This window comes from Kiloniella spongiae (assembly GCF_001026905.1).
Taxonomy (GTDB): Bacteria; Pseudomonadota; Alphaproteobacteria; order Kiloniellales; family Kiloniellaceae; genus Kiloniella; species Kiloniella spongiae.
In genome coordinates this window covers 81,676-99,592 of sequence record NZ_LAQL01000016.1, presented here as the reverse complement: position 1 = coordinate 99,592, position 17,917 = coordinate 81,676, and the positions used below count along the sequence as shown (strand labels likewise).

Below are 17,917 nucleotides of genomic sequence, written 5' to 3'. Positions count from 1 at the left end.
TAGACGAAGGGGTCATCTTTCGGTGAGCAAGGATTTACCGATTTCAGAGACCCTTGGCAAGTAGGTATTTTCGATTCTGTAATCTTTTTTTTTATTAAGTGTAGATTATTGGCTCGCCAGCTTGATTTCGGTAGCTTTTTGCGCAACAGGCACACCACCGATTTCTTTGATCAGCTTTTCTTTCATCGCGGCACCAAAATCTTCATAGGTTGTTGCAGTCTGAACAAAGGCTCCTGTGCCCCCAATAACAAATTTTTCGTAATACCGATCAATAAAGGGGTCTTCATTGTTGATGGTTAAACCGTTAATCACAATACCTTGTGTTGTCGATTGATTACGAACGAGTTCCGGTGGTGCGCCCTGATTGGATCGTCCATCACCGGAAATATCGATAACTTTGCGTACACCGATGAAAGGATTTATTTCCATCTGACGCGTTGAATAGGTAATTGCTCCGCCAATAGAAGTACCCCCGCCAAAAATATATCTCGGGGTTTCATCTACAATGTCAGCAAATTCGGCGGCACTTTGCTCATTACGAATTAAAAACCAATCCACAGCAACTTTTTGAAGTAGGTTGTTTGCCCATTGGATAACGGCAACTGCCACGCCACGATCCCCAGCAACGGCAATGGCTTGCACGACAGAGGGATCGCGAAAAGCCTGCGCTATTCCTCGCATCTGTAAATCAAATTCCTGTGCGGAGACGCTTGTAGAGGCATCAACAGCCAAAACTAGCTCCAAGTCGACATGAATGCCTTCTTGTGCAAAGGCTGGTTTTTTCGGAAAGAATGTAAGCGTGATAAAAACAGTTAAAAAAAAGGCAGAAATTATTCTGCCTAAGGAACTGAAATAATTAAAAGAATAGCGTCTGTAAGAAAAAAACGACTGTCTCATTCTGTTATCTTACCCGTTAATTGGTGCGGCGTCTTCTATAATTATTTGTACACCATCTGGCCCGGACCAGGTATCACGTTTTAGTTTACCACAGACATGGATGGGCATGCCCCCCGTATTTAAAAGCAACTGCCCCAATTCGTTATCAAGGGAACGAAAGGCGATACCCTTGAGGGTTCGTCCGTCAACCCCGCTTAAAATGCATCTCACGTGGCTTTCGCCAACGAGACCCGGGCGCAAAACGCGTACAGAGGGTAACACGAACCTAGGCTGAGGATTACCAACACCAAAGGGGCCACATGAATCCAGCAAGTCGATAAGGTCAGCACTTGCGCCACCGGGTTGAAGTGCGCCGTCTATACCTATACTGGGAGTGTAAGAAACTTCGGACAAAGCTTTTGACAGGCGTTCTGATAAGAAAGTGCACAGTTCCCGGTAATTTTTCTGATGAACAGTAAGGCCTGCTGCCATGGCATGACCACCACCATTTTCAAGTAGGCCAGCCTGACGCGCAGCTATGACTGCCGAACCAAGATCTACACCGGGAACTGATCGTCCTGATCCTTTACCTATTCCTTTCTCATCAAAGGCAATAACAAGGGCTGGCATATTGTATCGGTCTTTTAGACGGCTTGCGACAATACCAATGACGCCGGGATGCCATCCCTCACCTGACGCAATGGTAATGCCTTTTAGTTCAGTTTCGTCACCAATCGTCCCTAATGCTTGATCCAGAACTTCTGTTTCGATTGTTTTACGCTCTGAATTATATTCCTCTAGCTGTGACGCAATTTTTAAAGCTTCATCTGCATTCTCTGTGGAAAGTAATTTGGCACCTAACCATGATTGACCGACACGTCCACCTGCATTAACGCGAGGGCCTAATGTATAGCCGAGATGTCCGCTATCAGGCTTTTCAGAGAGTTTGGCTACATCAGATAGCGCTACAATTCCGGGATTATGCCGCTTGGCCAGAATCTTAACGCCCTGACTGACGTAAGCTCTGTTCAATCCGGATAGCGGGACGACATCACAGACCGTCCCCAATGCAACAAGATCCAGAAGAGACATGAGGTTGGGTTCTCTGATACCTTGTTTGCTGAACCACCCTTCTTCTCTGAGGCGTCGGTTGAGAGCAACAAGAACAAGAAATACGACCCCTACGGCAGCAAGGGAACCGTATTCGCGACTTTCGTCCTGTCTGTTTGGATTTACAACGGCAACAGCGGGCGGCAACAATGCCTCGGCCTCGTGGTGATCAATGATAAGAACATCAAGACCTGCTTGCTTAGCTCCTTCGAGCGGTTCAAAAGCAGAAGTTCCACAGTCAACTGTGATGACGAGTGAGCATCCCTGTTGTTGCAGATTAAGTAATGCAGGAAGGTTGGGGCCGTATCCTTCCGTTACCCTGTCTGGAATATGTACAGAGATTTCGACGCCAATTGCATTAAAGTAACGTATGAGAAGTGCGGAAGAAGTTGCTCCATCCACATCATAATCCCCGAAAACAGCGATTTTTTCTTTTTTGTCTAAGGCTTTGAAAATTCGTGCTGTTGTATCGTCCATTCCCTTTAGAATGGATGGGTCTGGTAACCAGTCTTTAAGGGTAGGTTTCAGGAATGCTTCGGCTGTATCCAGCGTGACGCCACGGGCAGCTAGCAACCTGCCGATAATTTCAGGTAAACTCAGGCGTTGGCTAAGGGCAAGGGCTGAGCGGTGATCTTTTAATCGCTCTTCCCAGCGTTTGCCTGTAATAGAGCTTTGGATGCCCAGAAAGGTATCTCGCAAAGTATCTTGTTCTTTGCCCTGCATAATAATGAACCGACCAATTAAAAGTGATTAATGAAGTAAAGATAACCTAGCGAGCTTCCCATAAAAAACAAGAGGCGCCAATACGGCGCCTCTTTTATTCCTAGTATATCTGGTAAAGTATTAAACACCCAGATTGTCATACCACGTTTTACGATAAAAATTGTGCGTTGCATCAACAACACGGGATGTACCTGTTTTGGAGCGCATCACCATAGACTGTGTTGTCGCGCCACCTTGGTATCGCCGTACACCACGAAGAAGACTACCGTCTGTCACACCTGTAGCAACAAACATAACATCGCCTTTGGCAAGTTCGTTGATCTCGTATTTACGGTCGAGATCTTCGATACCCCAGCGGCGTGCGCGGGCAACTTCATCATCATTCCGAAAGAGTAAACGACCCTGGAACTGGCCACCTGTACAACGAAGAGCCGCAGCAGCAAGAACACCTTCTGGTGCACCACCTGCCCCCATGAACAGATCAATACCACTATCAAAACGGCTGGTTGCCAGTGCACCAGCAACATCGCCATCACCGATGAGAACAATACGGGCACCACATTCGCGAACCTGAGCGATTTTCTCTTCGTGACGTGGACGATCCATAATGCAAACAACTAGGTCACTGATGTCAGTTTTCTTTGCTTTTGCCAGACTGGCCAGGTTGTTAACGACAGTTTCGTCAAGATCTACAACACCTTCAGGAAGTCCGGCGCCAACAGCTATCTTGTCCATATAGGTATCTGGTGCATTCAGAAAGTTACCAGATTCGGCCATCGCAATAACGCACATCGCGTTTGGACCGCCTTTGGCTGTCAGTGTTGTGCCTTCCAAGGGATCGAGAGCAATATCAATGCCTGGACCGCCCTTTCCTACTTTCTCGCCAATATAAAGCATAGGCGCTTCATCACGTTCGCCTTCGCCGATAACAACTGTGCCATCAATCGCCAGACCGTTTAAGGCGTCGCGCATTGCATTCACAGCAGCTTGGTCTGCTGCTTTTTCGTCTCCGCGTCCCATAAGGCGGGAAGAAGCCAATGCAGCAGCTTCTGTGACACGTACGGTCTCTAGGGCCAGGTTACGTTCCATATCTTTGTCCTCTGACTTTGATATCGTTCAATAGTGAACGGGTTATTGCTTTTCAGATCGTTCTATTAAAGAGAGACGATCCGGATCATATTTGGTTTTTCGAGTACGCAATCGAGTTGCGATATCTTTTCTAGTGATCTTCCCATTGCGGTCTCCACCGTTGCCTGTGTTGTAATCACAAGTGGAACTGACTTCCCTGGGTTTGATTCATGCTGAATGAGTGATTTTACGGAAATATCTTCATCCTTGAGGATATTGGATATGTCTGCAATGACGCCTGGGCGATCTTCGACCTGTAAACGTAGGTAATAAGAACCTTCACGCTTTTCGACAGGCTGAGCGATAGGTTTTTCAAGTGCTTTTGCCGGAACACCGAAAGTTGGCAAGATAGTACCGCGAGCAATATCAACCAAGTCAGCGACGACTGCTGAAGCTGTGGGTCCTCCGCCTGCTCCTGCACCTTCGAACATTGTGGTTCCAACGTGGTTTCCGTTACAGACGACTGCGTTCAGAACACCCTCTACAGAGGCAATAGGTTGATCTTTGGCAACCATGCAAGGGTGAACACGTTGATCTATACCATGTTCTGTCTTGCGCGCAATTCCAAGCAACTTGATGCGGTACCCCAGCTCTTCAGCATTAACAATATCAAGCGCCGAGATGTTTCTTATGCCCTCAATGTACACAGCATCAAAATCAACTTCGGTTCCAAAAGATACAGAACTTAAAAGTGATAGCTTATGCGCGGCATCAACACCGTCGACGTCAAAGCTAGGATCTGCTTCGGCATAGCCAAGTTCCTGCGCTTCAAACAGAACTTCTTCGAAGTCGCGACCTGTTTCACGCATGTTTGTCAGGATAAAGTTACAAGTACCGTTGAGAATGCCGTATACGAGATCAAAAGAATTAGCCGCGAGTCCCTCGCGAAGACCTTTGATAACCGGAATTCCACCTGCAACAGCCGCTTCGTAAGCCAACGCAACCCCGGATTCTTCTGCGAGTTTGGCAAGCTCAGTTCCGTGGTGCGCTAACAGGGCTTTGTTCGCTGTAATAACGTGACGACCTTTGGCGATTGAAACTTCAACGACTTCTTTTGCAATACCCTCGGACCCGCCAATAAGCTCCATCATAACGTCAGCATCACAGTTTTCAGCCATGTCCACTGCGTTGTCGTAATAAGTCATGTCGCTCATGTCAAAATCGCGATTTTTACGGCTACGCGCTGATACTGCTACGATAGACATTTCACGTCCCGTGCGTTGGGCGAGGACGTTTAGATTATCCTGAATAAGTTTGACTGTTCCAGTACCAACGGTACCTAATCCGGCGATCGCAATCTTAAGGGGTTCACTCACGATTTATTTCCGCTTACTAATTTGTTCAAGAATACTGTCTTTTTTCTGCATCATGGCTTTAACGTTTTTAACAGCCTGACGCGTACGTTGTTCGTTTTCTACAAGTCCCAACCTGACATAACCTTCGCCATACTCGCCAAAACCGACACCAGGGGCAACCGCTACATTAGCATGTTCTAATAATAACTTGGAAAATTCCATTGAGCCCAGGTGGGCAAACTCTTTTGGTAAGGGAGCCCAGGCAAACATTGTTGCGGGCGGACTTGGTATGTCCCATCCGGCTGCACTCAAGCCTTTTATCAAGACATCGCGGCGACCACGATAGCGATCGCGCATTTCACCAATGCATTCTTGTGGGCCATTAAGTGCAGACACTGCCGCGACCTGAACAGGTGTGAAGGCACCATAGTCAACATAGGATTTAACCCGGGTCAGCGCGGCGACAAGCTTTTTATTGCCAGAACAGAATCCGACACGCCATCCAGCCATTGAATAAGTTTTACTCATGGACAGAAATTCTACGGCAATATCTTTCGCACCGGGAACCTCTAGAATTGATGGCGGTGGTGTGTCGTTAAAATAAACTTCTGCATAGGCCAGATCAGAAATAATATATATCTCATGCTTGCGGCAAAAATCGACGATTTCCGCATAAAAATCCAGATCCTTGACTTCGGCTGTCGGGTTTGATGGATAGTTCAGGATAATCGCCAAAGGCTTGGGGACCGAATGTCGAACAGCTATTTCCAGCTGTTCCATGATATTCGCGCCCTGTGTCATCGGCATTGATCTGATAGCCGCACCGGCAATGATAAATCCAAAGGCATGGATTGGGTAACTTGGGTTCGGTGCGAGAATAATATCGCCGGGGCTGGTGATTGCCTGTGCCAGATTTGCAAGACCTTCTTTAGAACCCAGAGTTACAATGGTTTCTGTTTCCGGGTCAATATTAACGCCAAAACGGCGATCGTAGTAGGCTGATATTGCTTTTCTTAAGCCGGGAATACCACGGGATGTAGAATAGCCGTGTACTCTGGGATTTTGAACAACATCGGTCAGTTTATCAATGACATGTTGTGGCGGGGGCTGATCAGGATTTCCCATACCAAAATCGATAATATCCCTTTTCGCCGCTCGCGCCGCTGCTTTTAATGCATTAACTTCAGCAAATACATAAGGCGGCAAACGTTTTATACGGTGAAATTCCTGATCCATTATCAACTCGAACTTGTTGGGTTATCTCTATTTAGCCAGAGAAAAAAGAATATTCTTTTCTACTCTGACCAAGATGATTAGCTCTATAAAAAAGGCCACGAAGCAGATAGCAGAATACCAGCTTCGTGACCAATGTTTTATGCGTTTTATCCTGAGAAATTTATCAAAAATTTCTCAGGGCAATTCGCCTAGTTTACATATATTTCTACACGTCTGTTTCCGGCCTCACCCGTAGGCATGAATTCGTGGAAAACAGGATTACTGTCCGACCGCGCGTCGGTAATAACCTGACGTGCGGGAACGCCAGAGTTTTGTAGGGCACGCGTAACTACTTCGGCACGACGTCCAGAGATTTCATAGTTAACCTGCTGATGGCGTAATGCATCTGTCAGCTGTGTTCTGGAGCTTGAATGCCCAAGCACTGTAATCGTTCCACCACGTTGACCGTACAGTGCAGCTACATCACGAATAACCTGAATATCTTGGTTGTTTAAGTTTGATGAACCATGCGAGAAGTAAATGACTGCAACGAGCTGTCCGCCAGCTTGCGCTGCGTAAGGTGAACCATATGTGGCCTGGCCTGTGTATGACTGACTATAGCCTTGTTGCGCATAAGGTGAGCCCCAGCTTGGCGTGTTGTACTGTGGTCCGGTGTATTGGTTTTGTGCGTAAGCCGGTGCGCCGTTTGGAAATGCGGGTGGCAAAGCTGCACCTTGTGATGAGATCACTGTTGTTTGTGATGTTGCACCGGTTACTGCCTGTGGTGATGCAGGAACTGTACTTGGAACAACAGGTGCCGGTGCAGCAGGTACAGCCTGTGGTGTTGTTTGTGCAATAGACGGCGCTTGCGGTACAGATGGTGGTGGTGCAGCAGGAACCAGAGTTGATCTGGCTGTTAATGGCTGATCGCTATATTCTGCATTACCTCGGTCTGCAACCAAACCTTCAGTAACCTGAGTTCTGTAATCACCTGATGTTGTTTGCGGGGATTCGCCAGGAACACTTGAAAGATTCGGAAACCCTTCGGCGGGTACAACATTTTCAGCGTTTGTCACCTGTGTTGGCTGTTCTGGTTCGTCACTATCAAACCAAGCCACCGGGTTCGCCCAGTCAGGTGTTGAAGAGCAGGCTGCAAGTACCAGTGGAAGCACGAGTGCTCCTAAAATGCGACCCTTACCCCCAAAGCGGTATACACTACGTTTTTTCAACTCAGGCATATAATTGTCCTTGGCCATATCTAGAGACCGTTCCCCCATGCAACTGTCAAATAAATCGATACACATACATCAAAATTACAACTGAGTAGATGTATATAGCAACGAAATTGACCTCACTTGTTGTTCTTTGTGCTTCCAGCTGTAACAATGGGTGTATAACATTGAAAGAGCTACAAGGCGATATACTATTCTATAAAAAGACTAAACAGATCATAGGGAAGGCTGGATGGTCGATCAACACCCCGAGGGAATAAAGCTACCTGATCCCGCAGAAATTACTGAAACAATGACAGCAATTTCTGAGAAATCTCAGGCAATGATTGAACGCTTTTTAATCCAACAAAGCGGACAAACGCTAGAAAATGAGCCTGATCCCATGCGGATTGGCAAGGCATTCTGGGAGCTATCGCAACAATTTTGGTCTGATCCTGAAAAAGCGGTCAAGTTGCAAACTGATTTATGGCAGGGATATAACTCTCTGTGGCTGGAAGCATCGAATAATTTCTTTAATCCAGAACATAAATCTCCTGAACATCAATCCAATGACGGAAGAGAATCGTCTTCTGATCATCAGACGGCCAAAAGTAAGAGTCAGAAAAAGAAAAAAGGGGATCGACGCTTTCAAGATGAAGCGTGGGAAGATAATCCATTTTTTCACTTCCTTAAACAATCTTATCTTTTAACGGCGAACACTATTCATACCTCTGTTAAGGATGTTGACGGTCTTAGCGAGGAAGATGCGCGAAAGGTAGATTTTTATACGAAACAGTTCTTGGACGCGCTTTCGCCAAGTAATTTTTTGATGACGAACCCTCAAATTTTACGTGCAACGGCAGAATCTGGTGGTAAAAATTTGCTACAAGGGTTGGAACATTTAATTTCCGATCTGGAAAAAGGTCGTATTAAAATGACGGATGAAGATGCTTTTGCTTTGGGCGAAAACATCGCAACGTCAGAAGGCAGTGTTATATATGAGAATGAGCTTATGCAGCTTATTCAATACGCGCCAACGACAGAGAAAGTTTATTCTCGTCCCCTTATGATTATACCTCCCTGGATTAATAAATTCTACATTCTGGATCTTAAAGCTAAAAACTCCTTCGTGAAGTGGGCTGTGGAACAGGGTTTTACTGTCTTCATGATTTCCTGGGTGAACCCGGATGAGAGCTTGGCGCATTACTCGTTTGAAAATTATATGCTCCGTGGACCCCTCGCCGCACTTGATGCGATTGAAGAGGCAACAGGCGTCAAAGATGTTAATGTCATTGGGTATTGTCTGGGGGGAACCTTACTGGCTTCGACTTTGGCTTATATGGCTGAAAAGAAAGATAAACGTATTAAAAGCGGTACGTTCTTTGTCACAATGACTGATTTTGCCGAGGCGGGCGAACTTAGAGTTTTCATTGATGAAGAACAGATGGAAGTTCTTGAAAAGAAAATGTCTGACCGAGGCTATCTTGACGGGGCTGAAATGGGAACGACCTTCAATATGTTACGGGCGAATGATCTCATCTGGTCTTTTGTCGTGAACAACTATTTGCTTGGCAAAACCCCCTTTCCTTTTGATTTGCTTTACTGGAATTCTGATACAACGAGAATGCCTGCGAAGATGCATTCTTTTTACCTTCGTAACATGTATCTGGATAACAAATTGGTTGAACCAGGTGGAATTATATTAGATGGCGTGCCAATTGATTTGGGCAAGATAGATGTGCCAAGCTTTATGATCTCTGCAAAAGAAGATCACATTGCTCCATGGAAATCCACCTATGCCAATACGAAGCACTTTTCAGGTGAAAAAGAGTTTGTCCTTGCGGCGTCGGGGCATATTGCCGGGATTATTAATCCGCCTGCTGCAGAAAAGTATTCTCACTGGATTAATTCTGAAACTCCTGATGATCCGGACCAGTGGTTAGAGGGAGCAAAAGAACATCCGGGATCATGGTGGCCGCACTGGGCGAAATGGGCGCAGAAAAAAAGCGGAAAATTTGTCCCTGCCCGAACTCCTGGTGAGGGAATGTTTAAAGATAAAGCTTTGAAGGTAATAGAACCTGCTCCAGGGCGTTATGTGAAGTCTCGATAAGGCAGATATTTATTCTCCATATTACTGTACAATTTTTTACAAAACGCTGATTTTTATTACTTGTTTCTATCGTCAGCGTTTTGTCAGGCTCAGATTTTATCTTGGGCTTTATGTATTGGATTAAACTATCTGAACTCTACTTTCCCCGATTTGTTGCGGCAATGAGTATCATTGCCGTGCAGGGGTGTGTCATTTCGACAGATTTGCCTGATTATAAAGCGACGCTACCCGAGATTGCTGATACATGGTCATCTCAACAGGGCGCGGAGGTTGATAAAAGTTCAGTTATTTCAGTTTCTGAAACATGGTTTACGCCAGATTTTCATCAGAAAGTCAGTGAATTTATTGTTGAGGGAATAAAAAATAATCCTGAACTAAAATCGGTAAAGGCACGTTTAGAACAACAGATTGCTCAATACGAAGTCTCTGAATCTGCTTTCTTTCCAAAGATTGATTTATTTGGGGATGCCAGCAGAACCAAAAGTTCATCAAAAGGCCCCAGCGGAGAACGAATTAAAAGTTATGAGAATTCTTTCAAGGCTGAAGCAAGGATTTCGTGGGAAATCGATATTTGGGGGCGCTTAGAGTCTGAATCACAAGCCTCATATAGTACATTGTTGCAAAGACAACGCGATGTTGAGTTTGCAGAATTATCAGTTGCGACACGGATCGTGGTGCAATGGATTGAGCTTATTGCTTTGGAAAAGCAACTGGATATCGCACGTCAGGAGAAGAGAAATTTAATTGAAATTGTAGAGCGAACACAGGATAGATATCAACAAGGAATTGGGTCCATCTTGGATCTACGTCTTGTGGAAACCGACCTTGCAAATACAGATTCAACATTAACATCAAAAGTTAGCGAACGATCCCAAGCTACTAGAAAATTTGAATTAATTTTGGGAAGATACCCTTCTGGAAAAATTCAAGGTTCTAAAGAATTTCCACAAATAGTAACGGACTTCTCTGCTGGTATTCCTTCTGATTTATTGGTTCGTCGCCCTGACCTTTTAATTGCAGAGCAGAAGGTAATCGCAGCGCATCATAATCTGAATGCAGCAGAAACCAACCGATTACCCAAGTTATCCCTGACACAGAGTACGAGTTATCAGAATAGAAAACTGAGTGATCTTTTTGATCCTTACAGTCTTGTTGCATCTATTGCGGGCAATATTATTCAACCGATTTATGACGGAGGTCAGCGTCGCGCTGTCATTGCCCAGAATAAGGCGATTGAAGATGAAACTATTGCCGAGTATGTGAGCACGGCTTTGAAGGCGTTTGATGAAGTTGAAAACTATCTTGGAAATGAAATTTACCTCAAAAAACAAGAAGAAGAGTTAAGCCGTGCGGCATTGATGGCAGAACAGGGGCAAAATCTATCAAGGCAAAAATATTATAGCGGTTTGATCTCTATTTTGGATTTGTTGCAGGCTCAGCAAAGGTTTTTTGTGAGTAAATCTCGATTGGTCAACATTCAAAAACAAAGACTTTTATCGCGGGTAAACCTCTACCTAGCCCTTGGTGGTCATAACACACCGCTGCAAAAATTTATACAGTCAGATCTAGAATTATCAGAAGATAACAGGAATTTTTGATGCCTTTTGATTTATCACTAAGAAAGACAACAATTTTATTGTTAAAACTGATTTTTCCAATTCTAGTTTTGACGGCATCAGTATTGATGACCTTGGTTTTGATTGAGGATGAAAAACCGGTCATTGCCGAGATCGCGAAACAGCCAGAATTACTAAAATTATCGACCTACGATATCGTTGCGAAACAACAGCACTTTACCATTAAAACACAAGGCATCGTGCATCCCAAATTTGAGACAACTTTAACGGCACAAGTTTCTGGCCTTGTGACAAAAACAGCAAATGATCTTAAGGTTGGCGATCGTTTCGAAAAGGGAGATTTTCTCTTTCAAATTGATGCGCGTGATTATGAACTTTCACTCGCGACCGCTAAGGCAAATGTAGCGGGCGCACAACAAAAGTTGATCAAGGAACAGGCTGAATCAAAACTCGCAAAATTAGAGTGGGAAAAATACGGTAAAGGATCTCCCTCACCCCTGACTTTACGAATACCGCAGTTAAACGAAGCAAAGGCAAATTTAGGGGCGGCAAAGTCCGAGCAGAAGAAAGCATTGCTCGCCCTTTCCAGAACGACAATTGTAGCGCCCTATGCTGGTGCTATACGAGAAAAGTTAGCTGCTGTTGGACAATATGTTTCAGCGGGTACAAATGTAGCGAAGTTTTTTTCTGATAGACTGTTGGAGGTCAGGTTGCCTGTAACACGCCGTCAACTGGATAGTCTTTCACTCATTGAAAAAAATATTCAATCAAAAACGATCACAATACGAGATCCGCAGCGAAAAGATAATCAGCATTGGACTGGACAAGTTATTGGCATGGAAAAAGAAGTTCAAAAACAAACCAATCAATACATGTTGATTGCCAATGTTACCGCTAAGGCGAATTCTGCTTTGAATCCTTTATTATCCGGTACCTTTATTTTTGCCGAAATAAAGTCTGAAATAATATCAAATATGTATCGGGTACCTGCGAGCACTCTTTATATGAGAGATAGTGTTCTCGTGGTTGATCATAATGATTTTGTTCGCCAGTTAAAAATCAACATTCACCACAAAGATACAGGGCAAGTTTATTTTACGGCAGATATAAAACTACCCACAAAAGTTTTAACCCAACCACCAGAAATCTTTGTCGAAGGAATGAAGATTAGAACGAATTCGAATGGTGCTGTTGGTAAATTAGATTCTATTAAAAGCTTAGCTATCAACAATTCAAATCTTGAAAACAGCAGCAATCAAGTGGTTTTGATCAATGAATAAAATACTTCATTGGTTTGTCAAAAACCCGGTAACCTGCAACCTGTTAATGGTCGTTATATTACTAGGTGGTGTCGTTTCCAGTTTTGATCTGAAAACGCAAATATTTCCCCCTGCGAAGTTAAATGCTGTTGATGTAACAATTGAATACGACGGCGCGACGCCTGAAATTATTGCCCGTAATATTTCGATACCTGTAGAAAATGCACTCAAAAGCATAGAGGGTATAAAAAACATATATTCTTTTGCAGTTGAAGAGGTCGGCACAACAACGATCTTTTTTTACTCTGATGTCAATATTGATGAAAAAGTATCTGAAATAAAAAGAAAAATTGATGCTCTTGGATCTTTACCGCAAGGGATTGAGCGCCCCCAAATAACAGAAACCAAAGATCGAGACCGCATTCTGGATATTGCTATTCATGGCAACGTTGATTTAGAGGCTCTGACCCGTATTGGCGAAGAGGTGAAAAACAGACTTATCAGCGAAACCAGCGCAAGCGATGTAAAACTCTTTTCTGCGCCTAAGCGTGAAATATCAATCGAAATATCTTCTGATGAATTAAGACGAACCGGCCTCACCCTGAAAGATATATCCAATGCGATCTCTGTTGCTTCGATAAATGTAGCGGCAGGTTCCATTGGACATGGCAGCAATCAAATATCTATTCGAGGAAACGAAAGAGCTTATCACCCGGATGATTTTGAATACATTTCTATTGTAAATAAAAATACAGGCGAAAAAATTCTCTTGGGCGAAATAGCCGTGATAAAATTTGATCGCAAAGATGTAAATTTTATCAGCCGTTTTAACGGAGAAAACGCATCCGGGTTAGAGGTTTTTATTTCAGAAGGACAGGATCTTCTTGGCGTAAGAGAAGAAATCGGGCGTAAAATAGAGGAGATAAAAAACAGATTACCGCAAAATGTTGGTATCACCATTTGGCTGGATGACAGCAAAGATATTGCACAGCGTTTGACTATGCTGCTTGATAATGCTTTGGTCGGGTTATGCTTGGTATTTGTGGTTTTGATCCTTTTTCTTAATCTTAAACTTGCATTTTGGGTCTGTACCGGGATTGTTCTTTCTTTTACTGGCGGGATTTGGCTCCTCCCCGCTTTTGATATTTCTCTCAACCATCTCTCGACCTTTGCCTTCTTATTGATCCTGGGGGTTGTTGTTGATGACGCTATCGTTGTTGGCGAAAGTGTTTACAACAGGCAGCAGAAGAATGGACCGGGTGCAAAATCAGCCTTTTTAGGCGTTAAAGATGTGTGGAAACCTGTTTTCCTCGGTGTGTTAACAACGATTGCTGCTGCTGTTCCTGGCTTAATGTTCAAGAGTATTATCGGCAGCTTTCTTTTTGATATTTCTTTTATCATTGTTGCTGTGCTTGGTTTTTCACTTGTTGAATCTCTCCTGATCTTACCTTGCCATCTGGTCACATTCACACCCGGCAGAGACAGTCGATTTACTCACATTCTCAAAATGCCGCGCCGACAGTTTCAAAAAGGATTGCGCGTGGTTATTTTGATGATTTATCGACCCTTGCTTAAAAAAGCGGTGGTTTGGCGTTATTTTAGTTTGTCGATTTTTCTATCGATCGCCGTTTTATCAGCTGGCTTAGTCATATCGGGAAAGGTTCCTATGCAACTTTTCCCCAATATGGTCGAAGGACAAATTATCACGTCTATTTCTATGAACCGTGGAACGACGGCGGATGAGATGCAGGATACAATGCTGCGTTTAGAAGAATCTTTTGAAGCAGTTCTTCCTGCCATAATATCTGATTATGACAGTGCGCAAGATGGTGATGCTTCGTTATCAACGCTTATAAAAAACAGAGCATCATTTATTGCGGATAATGATATCTACATGTTGGTGGAACTTGATTCGGATGCGCTGAAAACAATTCCTGTCGAAGAGATTGAAGCCCGATGGCAAAAAGAGCTTGGGGTAATTGCAAATGCAAAAAAAGTTAATTTTTCTTCCAGTGAAGATGGCGATGCCAATAGCATTTCGTTGAAAGTTTTTGGGGCAACTTCTGAGCAAATAACGTTGCACGTTAATGCGTTGAAACAAAAGCTGCTCAGAACCAATGGGGTCTTTAATTTTACAGTTACGCAAGGAACGGAACAAAAAGAGTTTCTAATTAATCTCTTACCCGAAGGCATGCGTTTTGGCGCAAACGTAAGTAGTATCAGCAATCAGCTCTCTGAGGCTTTTTACGGAACACGTGTGGATCGATTACCCGGGATTATGGAAACCATGGATGTTAATATACGTCTTCCGGATCGTGAGCGACTTTATATAGAGAATGTTGAAGATTTTCCTGTGAAAATTCAGGATCAGGAAACCCTGGTTCCATTCGCAAGTGTTGCGACACTTAGCGATGCGAAAACACCCGGTTATATAGAACGGATTAACGGCCAGCAAGTAGCAACAATCAATGTCAATTTTGATGAAGATCAGTGGACGCGTTTCGAACTGTTAGGAGTGATTAATGATCTTTATCTCGCAGATCTACGCAGTGAATTCCCAAACTTTAGCTATAAACTGGATGGAGATGCCGAGGAAGAAGATGAGTTCCTTTCAGAATCATTCCGGCTGTATGTTATTTTCTTCTTTGTCATCTATGCCATCTTGGCGATTGGGAGTAACTCCTATCTGTTGCCCTTTGTTATTTTAACGGCTGTTCCATTTGGGTTGGTCGGTGCTATTTTAGGGCATAGCCTTTTTGGTTTGGAGATAAATGCATTTTCAATAATGGGTGTTCTTGCTGCAGCAGGTGTCGTAATTAACGATAACTTGGTTTTGATTGATCAGATAAATAAGTTGAAGCAAAAGGGGGTGAAGGATTCCGTGGCTATTTTACATGGGAGTATTTCACGATTTAGGCCAATCGTTTTGACGTCGCTGACAACATTTTTGGGGTTGTTACCGATTTTATTCGAGACAAGTTATCAGGCTCAGTTTGTTATTCCTATGGCCATATCCCTGGCATTCGGTGTTGTACTCGCAACATTTGTTACCCTGTTGTTAATTCCTTCTCTTTATGAAATAGGTCTTGATATCTTTCGGATAATCTCATTCTTTAGGAATAGTATGCACAACGATAATCAAAATCATCATCCAAACTCAGGTGTGAAAGTTAAGGTATGAAAGTTTTACTTGTCGAAGATGATCCGCAACTGGGGGCTACATTGGAACGAGCACTGCATCATGACGGAAGTGTGTGCGAATGGGTTAAATCTGCTGAAGACGCCTCTCTTGCGTTGGATGTAAGTGTTTTTGACCTTATTATTCTTGATTGGATGCTACCTGATCAACAGGGGATTGATTTTCTGAAAGAAGCCCGAAACAAAGGTATTACCTTACCGGTGCTTATGCTAACAGCACGCACCTCGACATCGGAAAAGATAGAAGGTCTGGATGGAGGTGCAGATGACTACTTGACCAAACCTTTTGATCTGGATGAACTTTTTGCAAGGCTTCGTTCTTTGGGGCGACGTCGAGAAGTTCGTGCGTCGAGTATTATCACTGTCGGTCAATTAAGCTTGTGTCCGGATCGTCACGAAGTCAAACTGGGTGATACTGAAATTCAATTATCCAAGACCGAGTTTATTATTCTAAAAAAGTTAATGGAAAACGCAGGACGTTATGTTTCTAAATCCCAGTTAGAAGAATATGCTTATACGTGGGATAACTGTGTGACGCCGAATGCTATAGAAGCCCAAATATCAAGGCTGAGAAAACGTCTTGGGTCTGATATTATCTCTACCCTACGCGGTGTGGGGTATAAGGTTGAAAGTGTATGATGTTTTTTTCCGTTAAGGCACGGCTTTATCTCTATACCTTTTCAATAACGTCGCTGACCTGGGCACTTGTTTTTGCAACAGTTATCTTTGGTTTAAAGGGGCTCATTGTCAGTTTGACCGAAGACGCCCTTGAAATCAGAAGTGAGATTTTAGCAAGCGCCCTGCCCTTAAGTTATTTTGATGAAGGTGACCCTGCTTTGACAAATTGGCTGGAACAGATTGCTCAAACACCTCCAAACTTTGTTGATGCTGGATTTGATTCGGATAGTAGTTATCAAATTTGGTATAACGGTGAGGTTATCATCAAATCTTATATCAGTCCTGTGATGCCTGAACCAACAAAAGAAGGAGCAGGTTCCTTCTTTGATCAGAATCAGGACGATGATATCGTCTGGTTGACTCATGCGACAAAGATCGAGGGAAAAAATGCCTGGGCTGTTGCTACGGAGGACATGGAACTCGCCTTTGAAGGTATCTTTCCTTTTGCATTGGTCATATTTATTTTTATCAGTGAAAATTTCCCCTATGTTTTTGTCATTCTTCCCCTGAGTTTTATTGGTCTCTTCTTGGGAATAAAGAAAGCTATCTCGCCCATTATTGAAATCTCAGAGAAGATTGAGACTAGAGAAGATAAAGATACATCTATTATAAAATTAAAAAGAAACCCCATAGAAATCAAGGCATTAATTGATAAAATTAATGTGTGCAATGAGGTTATTAAACGTCATGAAACAGAACTGAATGCATCTCTTGAAAGTGAAAAAAAGTTTACCGCAAATGCGGCACATGAACTTTTAACGCCTTTAGCTGCGATTAAATCAGAGGCGCAGTTAAGAGAGCGTCAAACAAATGATCCTGTGCAGAAAGAAGGTCTTGCTGCCATTTCTCTCAGAGTTGACCGGGCGACACATACTGTTGAACAGCTTGTTACCCTTGCCCGACTTGATCCCAAAACAGCACAAGAGAAACTCAAGGACGTTAATCTGTGTAACATTATTCAAAATGTTTCTGCAGAACTCGGTAATAAAATAAATGAAAAGAATATTGATTTCAGAATATCCCTTTCTGATCAGTGTAATCTTAAAGGGCTTGCGTCAGCAATTAGCGTCTTATGCCGTAATTTGGTAGATAATGCGGTGCGGTATTGTTCTGAAGACGGTGTGGTCTCTATCGAAGTATTTTCAAACGCTTCTAACCTCACTCTGCGTATTAAAAATACCGGACGTCCGATTCCTGATTACATGCGGGATTATATTTTTGACCGATTTGTGCGCGGTGCCGGGGAAGAGGAAACAGGTTCTGGCCTAGGTATGTCAATTGTCAAACGTGTTGCAGAAATCCACAGAGCCGAAGTGTTGTTAAGTGATCCTGAGGATATGACCGGCGTTCAAGTAGATGTTATTTTTCCAATTTAATTTTTGATTTAAATGCTGTTTTTATTTGGTTTTTTTGTGATATTCAATTTACTATTTCATAGTAAAATAATTTTCGTTCACAGGTAAATTTCACAGGAAATTTTGCGCTGTGGTGCAGAGGATTAAACCATTCGACATCAATAAATTATAACGAAGGGTTC

General features: G+C 43.4%; 12 protein-coding genes. 6 read left to right on the top strand and 6 right to left on the bottom strand.

Going from position 1 to position 17,917, the window contains the following annotated elements; genetic code table 11:
- Positions 1–105: 105 nt before the first annotated feature.
- The 6 genes from WH96_RS18165 to WH96_RS18140 form a co-directional block, all read right to left on the bottom strand.
- Positions 106–897, bottom strand: coding sequence for a DUF1194 domain-containing protein (locus WH96_RS18165; protein ID WP_053006123.1), 792 nt, complete (start codon positions 895–897; stop codon positions 106–108).
- Between the two features lie 9 nt (positions 898–906).
- A complete protein-coding gene (gene recJ, locus WH96_RS18160; protein ID WP_047765649.1) occupies positions 907–2,709 on the bottom strand; it encodes a single-stranded-DNA-specific exonuclease RecJ in 1,803 nt (600 codons plus the stop codon).
- Between the two features lie 120 nt (positions 2,710–2,829).
- Positions 2,830–3,798 (bottom strand): class II fructose-bisphosphatase, encoded by a 969-nt coding sequence (gene glpX / locus WH96_RS18155; RefSeq protein ID WP_047765648.1) that lies wholly within the window; start codon positions 3,796–3,798, stop codon positions 2,830–2,832.
- 65 nt (positions 3,799–3,863) lie between these two features.
- Positions 3,864–5,153 (bottom strand): homoserine dehydrogenase, encoded by a 1,290-nt coding sequence (locus WH96_RS18150; RefSeq protein WP_047765647.1) that lies wholly within the window; start codon positions 5,151–5,153, stop codon positions 3,864–3,866.
- Between the two features lie 3 nt (positions 5,154–5,156).
- Positions 5,157–6,368, bottom strand: coding sequence for an LL-diaminopimelate aminotransferase (locus WH96_RS18145; RefSeq protein WP_047765646.1), 1,212 nt, complete (start codon positions 6,366–6,368; stop codon positions 5,157–5,159).
- Between the two features lie 188 nt (positions 6,369–6,556).
- A complete protein-coding gene (locus WH96_RS18140) occupies positions 6,557–7,585 on the bottom strand; it encodes an OmpA family protein (RefSeq protein WP_162200172.1) in 1,029 nt (342 codons plus the stop codon).
- A 226-nt stretch (positions 7,586–7,811) separates the two neighbouring features.
- Here WH96_RS18140 and WH96_RS18135 point away from each other — a divergent pair, with 226 nt between their 5' ends.
- The 6 genes from WH96_RS18135 (at position 7,812) to WH96_RS18110 (ending at position 17,756) form a co-directional block, all read left to right on the top strand.
- Complete coding sequence (locus WH96_RS18135; protein WP_047765644.1) at positions 7,812–9,668, top strand: PHA/PHB synthase family protein; 1,857 nt, start codon at positions 7,812–7,814, stop codon at positions 9,666–9,668.
- Between the two features lie 110 nt (positions 9,669–9,778).
- Positions 9,779–11,266, top strand: coding sequence for an efflux transporter outer membrane subunit (locus WH96_RS18130; protein ID WP_047765643.1), 1,488 nt, complete (start codon positions 9,779–9,781; stop codon positions 11,264–11,266).
- On the top strand, positions 11,266–12,525 hold the full coding sequence (locus tag WH96_RS18125) for an efflux RND transporter periplasmic adaptor subunit (RefSeq protein ID WP_047765642.1): 1,260 nt from the start codon (positions 11,266–11,268) through the stop codon (positions 12,523–12,525). Before WH96_RS18130 ends, WH96_RS18125 begins: the two co-directional genes overlap by 1 nt.
- Entirely contained in the window at positions 12,518–15,685 is a 3,168-nt protein-coding gene (locus WH96_RS18120; protein WP_047765641.1) for an efflux RND transporter permease subunit, read from the top strand. The genes WH96_RS18125 and WH96_RS18120 overlap by 8 nt, the downstream gene beginning before the upstream one ends.
- The gene (locus WH96_RS18115) at positions 15,682–16,341 is read left to right on the top strand and encodes a response regulator transcription factor (RefSeq protein WP_047765640.1); all 660 of its coding nucleotides are present in this window, start codon (positions 15,682–15,684) and stop codon (positions 16,339–16,341) included. The genes WH96_RS18120 and WH96_RS18115 overlap by 4 nt, the downstream gene beginning before the upstream one ends.
- Complete coding sequence (locus tag WH96_RS18110) at positions 16,338–17,756, top strand: ATP-binding protein (RefSeq protein WP_082130575.1); 1,419 nt, start codon at positions 16,338–16,340, stop codon at positions 17,754–17,756. The genes WH96_RS18115 and WH96_RS18110 overlap by 4 nt, the downstream gene beginning before the upstream one ends.
- Positions 17,757–17,917 lie beyond the last annotated feature (161 nt).